We start from the raw sequence: 12,711 nt of genomic DNA on the forward strand, positions 1-12,711 counted from the left end.
GGGTGAGACAAACCACTAAATCATCCACCACCCCGGATCAGCTCGGTCGATCACCGTGATGCGCTCGCCGGCCTTCGTGATCCATGATGCTGAGAATTTCAGCAACCCCGTTCACTGCCCAGATGACGTGCGGGGTCAACGTGTCGAATTGGGCCGCTTGCCCGGCGACGACGTGGTAGGTTCTTTCGCCGAGCTTCAACTGCACTTCGCCGGAGAGCACAGTGAACCATTCCTTGCCCTGATGGATCCTAGCCTCGCTGGGCGCCGGGGCGGTCGCGGAGTCGTAGCGGATTTTCGACACCGTCACGCCGTTGACCGCGTCCTCATTCGTCAGTTTCCAAATGGTCATTCCCGGCAGGTCAACTGGCTCGGGCCTGATGACGACGTCTTCCCCGGCCGTCGCCACCAATACGTCAAGCGTGGTGCCCAGGGCGCGGGCAATGGGCACCAGCTGGTCCAGGGCGATACGCCGAGAGCCGGTTTCGATGCGGCTCAGTGTTGAGACGCTGAGTTTCGCCTTGGTTGCCAAGGACTCCAAGGACCAGCCCCGGCTTTGCCGCAGCGCGCGAATCCGCTGGCGAATCGTGCTGTCCACATCAAGTTCTTGCGTCATACGCAAAACAATACTCCGAAGAAGCAATTTCTCTCTACGGTAGTGTTCACAACCACCCGAAAGGACACAGCAATGGAACACTACGACGCAATCATCATCGGCGGTGGCGGCGCTGGACTTGCAGCGGCCGTAGCGTTGGGGCGTTCTCGCCGGACGGTTATAGTTATCGACACGAACCAGCCGCGAAATGCTCGCGCATCACACGCCCATAACGTCTTGGGCCAAGAAGGAATCAGCCCGCAGTATCTATTGGAGCTCGGGCGAAGCGAAGCCGAACACTACGGCGCACGGATCGTCCACGAGGAGGCGGAGCGCCTGACCGGATCCGTCGAAAACGGATTCACCGTCAAAACCGGCGCCAGCGAGTACTCCGCCTCGCGCATCGTGCTGGCCACCGGACTCACCGACAACCTTGCAGAGATCCCAGGGTTGCGCGAAGCCTGGGGTATCTCCGCCATCCACTGCGCGTACTGCCATGGATGGGAGGTGCGGGATCAGGCAGTCGCCGTTTTGGGGGTCGGCCCGATGAGCACCCACCAGGCCCTACTATTCGCACAACTCAGCAGCCACGTGGTATTCATCAACCACCAGCCAGATGTTCTTTCCGAGGAAAACCGGGCAACACTTGAAAAGCTGGGTGTGCCAATCCTGGAGCGCAGGATTGCGAAGCTTCGAGTGGACGGCGACGGGCAGCTCGAAGGCGTTGAGCTGAGCAACGGCGATCTGGTTAAGGCCCAAGCAGCCGTTGTAGCCAGCAGAATGAATGCCAATGCAGACCTATACCAGCAGCTCGGCGGCAGGTTGCAAGAGCATCCTCTGGGCACGTTTATCCAGGTAAGCGAAATGGGGCTAACGGGTATTCCCGGGGTCTACGCAGCTGGCAACGCAGTGAACTTGGGCGCCATGGTCATGGCCGCGGCTGCATCTGGCACCATCGCTGGAGCGGCACTCAACGCAGACCTTGCCATGGCGAGCATTAATGACCTTGCCATGGCGAGCATTAATTCGGAGCCGAGCAAAATACACTCCTAACGGCTACAGGTCTTGCGGTGGTTACACTCAGAGCAACCATCGCAAGGCCTTTGACGATCGAGTTGCTCGACGAAAAGTCGTGGAAATCGCCGAGTCCGCTCATAGCTCCTTCTTCCAACAAGTAATCTCTGAAGTTGCCGGGCACTTCACCAAATCTCATTACGAGCGTTCAATCGAGATCGCAGCCAGAACAGGCCTTGACACCCGCCCGTAACCGCCAGCAACCACACTCTGCTCCGGTCCCAGCGGTCCGTTAGGAAGGTCACGAAGACATCCTCGGCTCCAGATGGTAGAGTTATTGAGTTACCTCGGCGCTTGATGGTGTGACTCACCCGCCAGCAAGCGTTAGCAGTATGGATTTGTAGCACAGCCAACAAATCGTCTGTGCAGCACATATCGGCTGGTCAGATCCTGGATCGGATCAGCTCCTAACCGAAACGAATTCTTCATCTTCTCTTCTTCACTGCAAACTGGTTATCCAGACGCATCAGTGCGTCCGATGACAACCGATTCCGTGTTCTACTTCGATGGGGCTGGTTCATTACCGTCCTTCTCCCGGAATCTCGCGGATAACTAATCCAGTGCAGCGACATCCGTTTTTGGCCGATACCGGCAAAATCAGTAATCGATCCCCCGTATCGACGGCAGGCGAATCGTTTCGGATGGCACTGCCCGAGGTAACCTCAAAAATTTCCGATTCGAATCTCCGGATCGGCACTCAGGCCACGCTGTGGCCAACCAATAATAAGGAAATAACACTATGGCCACTGGCACCGTAAAATGGTTCAACGCTGAAAAGGGCTTCGGCTTCATCGCTCCTTCGGATGGATCGGCTGACGTCTTCGCACACTACAGCGCTATCCAGAGCTTCGGATTCCGCAGCCTCGAAGAAGGCCAGACCGTTGAGTACACCCTGGAAGCCGGTCCAAAGGGCCCACAGGCAACCAACATTCAGGCCCGCTAAGAGTCTTTGAAATAACGGCGTGGACTTCATCATTTGATGAAGTCCACGCCGTTATCGTTTTCGGGCTCATTCCCCCGGCTCAGCGAGCCGAGGGTTTCGCACCAGTCTAGAGAGCCACGCGTTGGCTCGGCTTCAGTGCATCGCGATTGGCGAAAATTACGACTACTGCCAGAGCCAACAGCAGCAGCGCCAACCCGTGGAACCCGAAGAGCGCCAGCAGCGGCCCCGCGCTGAGGCCGCCCAGTGCGCCGGCGAGGTTCATCAGCAGGTCGCTGGTGCCCTGGAGACTGGTGCGTTCGTGAATCGGCGCAGCTGCCGAAACCATGGTCGAGCCCGCCACCGTAGAGGCGGACCAGCCCAGGCCCAGTAACGCCAAGGCAACAGTCACCATGACGTGGTCCTCCGGGTTGAACCAGACGAAGAGGCTCGACCCGATCAGCAGGACTTGCCCCATCAGGGCAACACGAGACCCGCCGACCCGGTCGGTCAGCCAGCCAAAGAGCGGCGACAGCGCGTACATGCCCAGCACGTGAAGCGAAATGGTGAATCCGATGAGCGTCAGCGTTGCCCCATGGTGCTGCATGTGCACCGGGGTCATGGACATGAGCGCCACCATGTAGGCATGGCTCAGCGCAACGGTCACCACGGCCCGACGAGCCGCAGGCCTCTCACGCAGGAGATGGAAACCCCCGCCACGGCGCGCGACAGCCGGTACGCTACCGCTGTTTTGCTGCAGGGCGACCTTCATCGGGTCCGGCCGCAGCCCAAGGAGGTAAATGCTCATGCCAGCCAGCTGCGCCGCCATCGCAATCAAGAATCCTCCGGTATAGGCGGGCAGTCCCAATGCGGTGGACACTACTTCGCCTGGCGCGAAGAGGTTCGGACCGATCACGGCACCGATGGTTGTCGTCCACACCACCAAGGACAAATCCCGGCCCCTGGTCTTCTCGTCCGACAGGTCGGTCGCAGCGAAACGCGATTGCAGGTTCATCGCCGAAGCGGTTCCCAGCACCAGCATTCCGAGGAATAGCAGCGGCACCAAATCAAGCATCGCCGAGGTGACGATCAGCAGCGAGCCGAGAACCGCGATCAAGGCGCCGGTGGAAAGCGAGATCCGGCGCCCAAAGCGGCGCGCCAGCATCGCCAATGGGATCGCCATGATCGCCGCACCGAGGGTGTTCATGGTCGCGGCCATGCCGGCCAGCGAGTCGAGGCCCGAAACATCAACGATGAGCAGGGAACCCAGTGTTATCGTCGCGCCGCCGCCGAGCCCTCCCAGTATCTGCCCCAGAGCGAGCACTGAAATAGACCGCCGGCGAATTGCGCGGATCTGAGGCTCGCTCAACTGCTCGGCTCTGGCATCTGACTTTGTAATGATTTCTCCTTGGTACGTCGCCCAGCTGGGTTCACCGTATTCTATAGCTTCGGGTGCATCGCCATGGCTGAGCGATTAGCTCGCGTGAGGCTCCCCGGGTTTCAGGGTCCACAGCGGTAAGGCGATCTCATCAACTAGTTCAACAATGAACCGGTCGGTAACCTTCCCAAAACTGATGAAACGCTGCTTGAACAGTTCGGTGGGGACCCGAAGCAGCAGTTCGGACGGGATCTCCGCCAGTTCCCCGCGCGCCTGAGCACGTTCAGCAACCAGATGCATCATGTTGGGGCCCATCCCCCACGACATGTCTGCCATGCTCGGCGCTTGTTCCGACAAACTCGCGATGACCAAGCCCCGCAACAGCTCGCCAATCGGTTCGTCGATCTGCGCTGCCATCGAGCGCAGCACCAGGAGCAAGTCTTGGCGAAGTGTTGCAGCCTGTTCCGGCAGGACCGGCATGACGGCTTTATGCGCCGCGACGGCCCGCACCAATTCAATCTTGTTCGGCCACCGCCGGTAGATGGACACCTTGGACGCAGAGGCCCGACGTGCCACTGCTTCAACGCTCAGGGCGGCGAATCCGGACTGCGCCAGCTCCAACGCCGCGGCATCGAGTATTGCAGTGACAAGTTGCTCCCCGCGCCGTCGTGGGCCTGATCGATAATCTTTCTGGTCAGCCATGTTCTGGCTCCAACACGAGACCACGGTCGCCGTCAACGATGATTTGCTGGCCATCGGCCAATACGGTGGTGGCGTTAGCGCATCCCATGACCGCTGGGATCCGGTATTCACGGGCAACGATAGCTGCGTGGGAGACGGCAGAACCGTGATTGACCACCACCGCCGCGGCCCGGGAGAACAACGGAGTCCACGACGGGTTGGTAGCAGGACAGACCAGGACTTCTCCGGGCAGCAGCTTTTCGAACTCTTCTGGAGAATTGATTATGCGAACGCTTCCGCTGGCCCTGCCTCCGCCGGAACCGGTGCCGTGCAGTAATGCCCCTGGCACCGGTGACAGATCGTAGAGGGTGGCTGGAGAAATCATCGGTGCACCGCCCAGCTCATCATGGCGCCGTCGACGGCCGGCCGCAATCTGGGCAAGTTGGCCACCGCTGAGTGCAGCGGCACCGGGCGCGCGGCGCAGGAGGTCATAGTTCACGAACCAGATATCTCCTGGGTCTTCCAAGGCCGAGGCATCGTGCAGTCGGCGCCCCATTTCATTGATGGCGGAGCGTACTGCCGGCATGGTCCGGGTGATTTCGAAATGCGTGTCTTCGCGCACGGAGATGAATCCACGCAGCCCCTTGACCCATCGTCTGATTCGCGGTTCCAGCCACCGGCTGCCAAGCAGCGGGTGGGATATCAGATTTTCCAAGGCGTCTATTTCCGCTCCTTCTGCGCCAGTTCCATCGATCAGCATGCGCAGCAGGTTGATTACCGGGGTTGGGTCGTCGCCCCAGGTCGCTGCTCGCGGCAGCAGCAAGCTGGCTGATTCCCTGTGGCCGTAGCGAGCAAGAAATTCATCGATCTGGTCAGCGATTTCGTCCATGTGCGGTTGCGAGCGCAGCGCCTGGATTGTTGATTCTGGCTCCGTATCCCGCAGAAGCTGGGTGCCTCCGGGCATCTCGGCGATCAGTTTAGCAATACGTTGCAGATCGTCGTTGATTCGGTGGGTCTCGGTATCAGCAGTCACGCTCAGCGACGCAAACTGCGACAGCTTTCCGGTTAACGCCAGTACCAGGATCAGCTTGATTCCCGCAGGGATCGCCTGGCGTAGGTATTTCACTCGCAGCTCAGTCACAAGTTGCATGCTGGTGGTGGCCCTGCTTGGAATCTCCGACAGTTCTTTCCAGGACAGATCCGCCACTTGGAGTTCGTTGAGCTGTTGGCAGTTGCGCAGGTACTCGTCATACAAGGGATCTTTTCGCCAGGATCCTGTCGGAGCTTTCTGCGTAAAGGCTTGAACTAATTTCCGCGGAATTGCCGCTGATGGTTTCGGCGTGACGGGAATGAATTCGGTGACGACCCCGTTCTCGCGCTTCAAGCATGCGGAGTAGTCCACACGAACCCCGGTGATTCCGTGCAGCATACCCGCGACCAATGGGGCGATACCGGCATCGATCCATGCTTCGGTTTCCAATATAGTGGGGCGCTGCGGCAACAACTCGTAGAGCATCGGTGCGACTTTCCGCGCCAGCGGGCCGATATTGCGCGGGGCTGGAGGCAAGGCTGTCATCGGCCTGGCCTGCAGAATCAGGAGATCGCCATTGGCTACAGCCCATTCAATATCCATGGGTCGGCCGAAGCCTTCGCGGATGCGAACGCCGGCTTCCGCAATCTCGCGCAGCGTTTCCTCGGAAACCTGCTGGTTTTCCTTGGGAGTCTCATTTCTGGTTCCACCGTCGGAGTTCAGCTTGATGACAGTGCCCGCCAGTCCGGCTCGGCGCTCGATAATCCTCCCCTTGGAATCAATGACCGCCCGATCTGCGGTCACCATTCCCGAAACCACTGCTTCGCCCAAGCCCGGGTTAGATTCCACCACGATGTGGTCCCTGCCCCCGGTCACCGGATCAGCGGTGAACATCACCCCGGCGAAGTCTGCATCCACCATCGACTGAACCACGACGCCCATCGACATCACCGATTCATCGATCTTTCGCTCACTTCGATACGCTCGGGCGCGGTCGGAGTACAAGGAAGCCCAACAGTCTTCAACAGCCCGGAACAGCTGCCTTTCGCCCGAGATGCCCAGGTATGTCTCCTGTTGTCCGGCGAAAGTGGAACCCGGAAGGTCTTCTGCCGTCGCGCTGGAACGGACGGCAACCAAAGGGCTTCCTAGTTCTCGGTAAGCTGCTCCGATCACTTCGGCCAGTTTTGTTCCGCTGAGCGCGGTGAAGGAACCAGCCGACCGGAATTCTTCGTAGGCATCCGTCGTCACGACAAATCCCGGAGGCACGTTTTCCCCCAGCTTGATCAGTTCGCCCAAACCTGCGGCCTTGCCTCCGACGACATTCAGGTTGTCTTGGGAAGCTAATGCCAAAGGCAGGATCTGCGGTTTTTCCATGAGGCCATGCTACGGCTTAGAGAACGATCCGTACACTACTTTTTAAGCTGAAGCTGTCGGCAGAAATTTCTAAGCAAACTTACAAGGGAAGCCATGCAGCGTCTCGGGACCACAAGACGACAAAACCCGAACCCACGAAACGCGGGTTCGGGTTTTGGATTTGGCTAGCTATCCGTGAATTGGGGAAAGCTTAGAAATCCCAGTCTTCGTCTTCGGTATTCACTGCCTTGCCGATGACATACGAGGAGCCGGAGCCGGAGAAGAAGTCGTGGTTCTCGTCGGCGTTCGGGCTCAGCGCAGCCAGGATGGCTGGCGACACATCGGTCACGGTGGACGGGAACATGGCCTCGTAGCCCAGGTTCATCAGCGCCTTGTTGGCGTTGTAGTGCAGGAACTTCTTGACGTCCTCGGCCAGGCCCACTGGATCGTAGAGGTCGTGAGTGTACTGAACTTCGTTCTCGTACAGCTCGAACAACAGCTCGAAGGTGTAGTCCTTCAGCTCCTGCTTGCGCTCTTCGCTCAGGCCTTCAAGACCCTTCTGGAACTTGTAGCCGATGTAGTAGCCGTGAACGGCTTCATCGCGGATGATCAGGCGGATCAGGTCAGCGGTGTTGGTCAGCTTGGCGTGCGAGGACCAGTGCATCGGCAGGTAGAAGCCGGAGTAGAACAGGAACGATTCGAGCAGGGTCGAAGCGATCTTGCGCTTGAGTGGGTCGTCACCGTAGTAGTAGCTCTCGATGATCTGCGCCTTCTTCTGAAGGTTCACGTTCTCGGTCGACCAGCGGAAGGCCTCGTCGATTTCCTTGGTGGAAGCCAGGGTGGAGAAGATCGAGGAGTAGCTCTTGGCATGCACCGACTCCATGAAGGCAATGTTGGTGTACACGGCCTCTTCGTGAGGGGTGATCGCATCCGGGATCAGCGACACTGCGCCAACGGTGCCCTGCAGGGTGTCGAGCAGGGTCAGGCCGGTGAAGACGCGCATGGTCAGCAGCTTTTCGTCTTCGGTCAGGGTCCCCCACGACTGGATGTCGTTGGACAGCGGCACCTTCTCCGGCAGCCAGAAGTTATTGACGAGTCGGTTCCAGACCTCCACGTCCTTGTCATCCTGGATACGGTTCCAGTTGATCGCTTCAACCTTGTTGGCGAGCTTAAGCTTCTCGGTCATTTGTTCCCTTTTTAGCCACTTGCATCGCTGCATAGCGACTCAGCCTGCAGCTCTAACTTCGCAATCAACTCTACCCCCTTGTTTGCTCTTTAACCTACCCGTGAGCTGTGTCGGGACGCCTCAAAGAGAAAGATCACAAACCGTTTCTGACTAGGCACTTAAGCACAGCAAGTCGCCGAATCCGGTAGGGATTCAGCGACTGGCTGTTCATGCTGGCTAATACTCTAGTCAGCGCATTTCACGAGGCTTTACAGCATGCAGGAAACGCAGTTTTCCACTTCGGTGCCTTCAAGGGCCAGCTGACGCAGGCGGATGTAGTACAGGGTCTTAATGCCCTTGCGCCATGCGTAGATCTGGGCCTTGTTGATGTCACGGGTGGTTACGGTGTCCTTGAAGAACAGGGTCAGCGACAGGCCTTGGTCGACGTGCTGAGTGGCAGCGGCGTAGGTGTCGATGATCTTCTCGTAGCCAATTTCGTACGCGTCCTCGTAGAACTCAATGTTCTCGTTGGTCATGTACGGGGCCGGGTAGTAGACGCGGCCAATCTTGCCTTCCTTGCGGATTTCGACCTTCGCAGCAACAGGGTGGATCGACGAGGTCGAGTTGTTGATGTAGGAGATCGAACCGGTTGGCGGCACGGCCTGCAGATTCTGGTTATAGATGCCGTGTTCCATGACCGACTTCTTCAGCGCGATCCAGTCTTCCTGGGTAGGAATGTGGATGCCGTCGAACAGTTCGCGCACACGCTCGGTGGCTGGAGCCCATTCCACGTCGATGTACTTGTCGAAGAATTCGCCCGTTGCGTACTTGGAGTTCTCGAAGTTGTCGAAGACCTCGCCGCGTTCAATCGCGATCTTGTTCGACGCGGTCAGCGCGTGGAACAGAATCGAGTAGAAGTAGATGTTGGTGAAGTCGATGCCTTCTTCGGAACCGTAGTAGATGCGCTCACGAGCCAGGAAGCCGTGCAGGTTCATCTGACCCAAGCCGATGGCGTGCGACTTCCGGTTTCCGTCCGCAACCGAAGGAACGGAGTCGATGTATGACATGTCGGAGACTGCGGACAGCGCGCGGATGGCAATGTCCACGGACTTGGCCAGGTTCTTGCCGTCCATAGCCTTGGCGATGTTCATCGAACCCAGGTTGCAGGAGATGTCCTTGCCCACGGTCTTGTAGCTCAGGTCGTCATTGTATTCCGACGGCGAGGAGACCTGCAGGATTTCCGAGCAAAGGTTCGACATGGAGACGCGGCCCTCGATCGGGTTGGCCTTGTTCACCGTGTCTTCGAACATGATGTACGGGTAGCCGGACTCGAACTGGATCTCCGCCAGGGTCTGGAAGAACTCGCGGGCGTTGATCTTGGTCTTCTTGATGCGCGAATCATCGACCATCTCGGTGTACTTCTCGGTGACCGAGATTTCGCTGAACGGCTTGCCGTAGACGCGCTCGACGTCGTACGGGCTGAACAGATACATGTCCTCGTTCTTACGAGCGAGTTCAAAGGTGACGTCAGGAATGACAACACCCAGCGACAGGGTCTTGATACGGATCTTCTCGTCGGCGTTTTCGCGCTTGGTGTCGAGGAAGCGGTAGATGTCCGGGTGGTGGGCGTTCAAGTAGACCGCGCCGGCACCCTGGCGTGCGCCAAGCTGGTTGGCGTAAGAGAAGGAATCTTCCAGAAGCTTCATGACAGGGATGACGCCGGAGGACTGGTTCTCGATCTGCTTGATCGGTGCACCGTGCTCGCGCAGGTTGGTCAGGGCCAGGGCCACGCCGCCGCCGCGCTTGGACAGCTGCAGCGAGGAGTTCACGGCACGGGCGATCGACTCCATGTTGTCTTCAATGCGAAGCAGGAAGCAGGAGACCAATTCGCCGCGCTGGGCCTTGCCCGCGTTGAGGAAGGTCGGGGTAGCAGGCTGGAAACGGCCTTCGATGATTTCGTCGACGAGCTGGGTGGCCAGTTCTTCGTTGCCGCGAGCCAGGTGCAGGGCAACCATGCAGACACGGTCCTCGTAGCGCTCCAGGTAACGCTTGCCGTCAAAAGTCTTCAGGGTGTACGAGGTGTAGAACTTGAAGGCGCCCAGGAAGGTTTCGAAACGGAACTTCTTGGAGAAGGCGTGCTTGAACAGGTCGCGGATGAAGTTCATCGAGTACTGGTCGAGAGTTTCACGCTCGTAGTATTCGTGCTTGACCAGGTATTCGAGCTTCTCATCCAGATCGTGGAAGAACACGGTGTTGTTGTTCACGTGATCCAGGAAGTACTGGCGAGCCGCGTAGCGATCCACCTCGAACTGGATCTTGCCGTCTGGACCGTAGAGGTTCAGCATGGCGTTGAGGTCGTTGTAGCTCAACCCCTGGAACTGCGCGGGGAGCTCTTTCGAGTCCTTCATCGTTCCTGCTGCTTCTGCGACGCTGGTTTCCAAAAGGTTTCAAGCCCTTCTTTGACTTTGAGAACATCTTCCTGCGTTCCCATGAGTTCGAATGTATAAAGCACGGGCACATCGCATTTGGCCGCGATTCGCTTGGCCGCAATGCAGTAGTACTCGCCGAAGTTTGTATTCCCTGCTCCGATGACACCGCGTAGGTTCTTGCGGTTCTCTTCATACCCGAGAAATTTCATGATCTGCGGCAGGATTGATCGTTTACCGCCGTCTCCCCCATAGGTGGGAATCAGCAGGACGTACGGAGCTGTGGTGATGAGTTTCGGCTCGTACCCGTAAAGCGGAATCCGGGCCGAATCCATCTGAAGTTTTTCGACGAACCGCCGGGTGTACTCCGATATCGAAGAAAAGTAGATCAACTTCGAATCGGTGTACACCACTGGTTCGTGCGCCTCAGCGTGTTGCCTGTCGGCAAGAGCTGTCGGTGGCATGGTATTTCGCCTCCACTACAAAAGAGCGGATTTAGTACCGAATGGGCTCGGTATCTGGTTAGTTTGCCGGAGCCAGCAGAGCGATCTTGTCCGGGCGGAAGCCCGACCAGTGATCGTTGTCGGTCACGACAACCGGTGCCTGCATGTATCCAAGGCCACGCACGTGCTCCAAGGCGTTAGCATCCTGAGAGATATCGACCTTGTTGTACTCGACACCCTTCTTGTCCAACGCGCGGTAGGTGGCGTTGCACTGTACGCAGGAAGGCTTCGTGTAAACCGTGATGGACATAGTCCCTGATCCCCTTTAAAAAGTCCTAGTTTCGGTCCGTCTTCTCACCGTTTTCACGGTGGTGCGGACCAACCTCTCGGATGCCCCAAAGTTCACCTTCGGGGTGTTTTCGGCGTTTATCGCGCCATCGGATTCAATACTACATCTTGTGTCTGGCCGGTCAAGCGGCCACAAGATGATGTATTACAGCTATGTGATTCCCCCACAAGGGAGTCCACAGGAATTGTGGATACCGGCCCCTGATTAAACCCCGATTTCTCGCGGTACAGCCTGGTTTGTCCACAGCTTGGGATATCGAACTTGTGGGTTAAAAATACTTGGTGTGAGAAGTTCCTCGGCGTGTTTCGCCTCCGTCGACTTGTGCCATGGCTGAAGTGTCTGTACCTACATGTAGTATCCGCCGGGAAACCGACACTTTAGGACGGTTCAAGGCAGGGTGTGGAAACACCCGTGGAATGGATACAAAGGCGCGCTACACCGACGACGTCCCACACCGCCGCTGCCGGGCTTGCAAGCGTCCCGGAATGCCTAGGCGGGGTACTTGGCGGGCCCCGAAGATCCCCTGGCCCACACGGACGACGGTGGCGCCTTCCTGGATGGCGATCTCGAAGTCTCCGCTCATGCCCATGGACAGCTGCGTGAATCCCTCCGGGGCTCCGGCGGCCTGCAGCTCGGCGAGCGTCTCGCGCAGCAGGGTGAAGCTGGCGCGAATGGAGGACTCGTCGCTGGTATTCGCAGCCATGGTCATCAGCCCGACGGGCTTCAGGCGGTCCAGCGGCTTCAGCGCTGCCAGCAGTCCCGCGGCTTCTGCCGCTTCGATGCCGGACTTCGATTCCTCCCCGGAGGTGTTCACCTGGATGAAGACATCCAGGTGGCGGTCTTCGGCTTCCAGCCGGCTCTGCAGGGTTTCGGCGAGCCGGAGCGAATCAAGGGCATGGAACTCGTCGGCGAACTGCGCCACGAACTTCGCCTTGTTGCGCTGCAGCGGACCGATCACCGAGTAGCGCAGATGCGGGTAGTCCTGCTTGAACTCCTCGTGCTTGGCTTGCGCTTCCTGGACCTTGTTCTCCCCCAGCGTGTCCACGCCGGCGGCAATGGCCAGGCGCAGCCGCTCGGCCGGGATGGTCTTGGTGACCGGCAGCAGGCGCACCGATTCTGGGTCGCGGCCCACCGAGCGTGCCGCGCGGGCGATCCGCTCGCGCACCGCAGCCAGGTTGTGGGAGAAGTCCTCGGTGGTTGCCGCGTGGGCCGCGGCAGGTTGCGAAGTCAAAGCGCCTACGCCTCTTTCTGAAGTTCACATGCAAAATGCCGGCGCCGCATTCACGGCACCGGCATTAAGC

The 12,711-nt window shown here is 58.6% G+C and carries 11 protein-coding genes; 2 read left to right on the top strand and 9 right to left on the bottom strand.

The annotated features are described in order from the left end of the window. Positions 1-37: 37 nt before the first annotated feature. Positions 38-613, bottom strand: coding sequence for a helix-turn-helix domain-containing protein (locus tag C1H84_RS01070; RefSeq protein WP_113606321.1), 576 nt, complete (start codon positions 611-613; stop codon positions 38-40). Positions 614-685: 72 nt separating this feature from the next. Between C1H84_RS01070 and C1H84_RS01075 the strand changes: the two genes are divergently transcribed. Beyond that, entirely contained in the window at positions 686-1,645 is a 960-nt protein-coding gene (locus C1H84_RS01075) for an NAD(P)/FAD-dependent oxidoreductase (RefSeq protein ID WP_113606322.1), read from the top strand. A 760-nt stretch (positions 1,646-2,405) separates the two neighbouring features. Continuing rightward, positions 2,406-2,609 carry a cold-shock protein gene (locus C1H84_RS01080; protein ID WP_013349123.1) on the top strand — a complete coding sequence of 68 codons (204 nt, stop codon included), beginning with the start codon at positions 2,406-2,408 and terminating at the stop codon, positions 2,607-2,609. Positions 2,610-2,715: 106 nt separating this feature from the next. Here the strand turns inward: C1H84_RS01080 and C1H84_RS01085 are convergent, their stop codons facing one another. The 8 genes from C1H84_RS01085 to C1H84_RS01120 all read right to left on the bottom strand — a co-directional run bounded on the left by C1H84_RS01085 (position 2,716) and on the right by C1H84_RS01120 (position 12,641). Beyond that, positions 2,716-3,954 (bottom strand): MFS transporter, encoded by a 1,239-nt coding sequence (locus tag C1H84_RS01085; protein ID WP_244910774.1) that lies wholly within the window; start codon positions 3,952-3,954, stop codon positions 2,716-2,718. Between the two features lie 105 nt (positions 3,955-4,059). After that, the gene (locus C1H84_RS01090; RefSeq protein WP_181728004.1) at positions 4,060-4,665 is read right to left on the bottom strand and encodes a TetR/AcrR family transcriptional regulator; all 606 of its coding nucleotides are present in this window, start codon (positions 4,663-4,665) and stop codon (positions 4,060-4,062) included. Next, positions 4,658-7,048 carry a PEP/pyruvate-binding domain-containing protein gene (locus C1H84_RS01095; protein ID WP_113606325.1) on the bottom strand — a complete coding sequence of 797 codons (2,391 nt, stop codon included), beginning with the start codon at positions 7,046-7,048 and terminating at the stop codon, positions 4,658-4,660. The genes C1H84_RS01090 and C1H84_RS01095 overlap by 8 nt, the downstream gene beginning before the upstream one ends. A 190-nt stretch (positions 7,049-7,238) precedes the next feature. Next, positions 7,239-8,213 carry a class 1b ribonucleoside-diphosphate reductase subunit beta gene (gene nrdF, locus C1H84_RS01100; protein ID WP_047119241.1) on the bottom strand — a complete coding sequence of 325 codons (975 nt, stop codon included), beginning with the start codon at positions 8,211-8,213 and terminating at the stop codon, positions 7,239-7,241. A 248-nt stretch (positions 8,214-8,461) separates the two neighbouring features. After that, a complete protein-coding gene (gene nrdE, locus C1H84_RS01105; RefSeq protein WP_113606326.1) occupies positions 8,462-10,600 on the bottom strand; it encodes a class 1b ribonucleoside-diphosphate reductase subunit alpha in 2,139 nt (712 codons plus the stop codon). Beyond that, the gene (gene nrdI, locus C1H84_RS01110; RefSeq protein ID WP_047119243.1) at positions 10,597-11,082 is read right to left on the bottom strand and encodes a class Ib ribonucleoside-diphosphate reductase assembly flavoprotein NrdI; all 486 of its coding nucleotides are present in this window, start codon (positions 11,080-11,082) and stop codon (positions 10,597-10,599) included. The genes nrdE and nrdI overlap by 4 nt, the downstream gene beginning before the upstream one ends. Positions 11,083-11,140: 58 nt before the next feature. Beyond that, a complete protein-coding gene (nrdH, locus tag C1H84_RS01115) occupies positions 11,141-11,371 on the bottom strand; it encodes a glutaredoxin-like protein NrdH (RefSeq protein ID WP_047119244.1) in 231 nt (76 codons plus the stop codon). Between the two features lie 472 nt (positions 11,372-11,843). Next, positions 11,844-12,641, bottom strand: coding sequence for a YggS family pyridoxal phosphate-dependent enzyme (locus C1H84_RS01120; protein ID WP_113606327.1), 798 nt, complete (start codon positions 12,639-12,641; stop codon positions 11,844-11,846). Positions 12,642-12,711: the final 70 nt, after the last annotated feature.

Origin of the sequence: Glutamicibacter soli (assembly GCF_003309065.1) — a bacterium.
GTDB classification, from domain to species: domain Bacteria; phylum Actinomycetota; class Actinomycetes; order Actinomycetales; family Micrococcaceae; genus Glutamicibacter; species Glutamicibacter soli.

What these genes read in the sequence shown, in the direction of transcription:
- nrdF (WP_047119241.1), bottom strand. Translation starts at nt 8,213, where the DNA reads ATGACCGAGAAGCTTAAGCTCGCCAACAAGGTTGAAGCGATCAACTGG.
- C1H84_RS01075 (WP_113606322.1), top strand. Translation starts at nt 686, where the DNA reads ATGGAACACTACGACGCAATCATCATCGGCGGTGGCGGCGCTGGACTT.
- C1H84_RS01080 (WP_013349123.1), top strand. Translation starts at nt 2,406, where the DNA reads ATGGCCACTGGCACCGTAAAATGGTTCAACGCTGAAAAGGGCTTCGGC.
- C1H84_RS01090 (WP_181728004.1), bottom strand. Translation starts at nt 4,665, where the DNA reads ATGGCTGACCAGAAAGATTATCGATCAGGCCCACGACGGCGCGGGGAG.
- nrdH (WP_047119244.1), bottom strand. Translation starts at nt 11,371, where the DNA reads ATGTCCATCACGGTTTACACGAAGCCTTCCTGCGTACAGTGCAACGCC.
- nrdI (WP_047119243.1), bottom strand. Translation starts at nt 11,082, where the DNA reads ATGCCACCGACAGCTCTTGCCGACAGGCAACACGCTGAGGCGCACGAA.
- nrdE (WP_113606326.1), bottom strand. Translation starts at nt 10,600, where the DNA reads ATGAAGGACTCGAAAGAGCTCCCCGCGCAGTTCCAGGGGTTGAGCTAC.
- C1H84_RS01070 (WP_113606321.1), bottom strand. Translation starts at nt 613, where the DNA reads ATGACGCAAGAACTTGATGTGGACAGCACGATTCGCCAGCGGATTCGC.
- C1H84_RS01095 (WP_113606325.1), bottom strand. Translation starts at nt 7,048, where the DNA reads ATGGAAAAACCGCAGATCCTGCCTTTGGCATTAGCTTCCCAAGACAAC.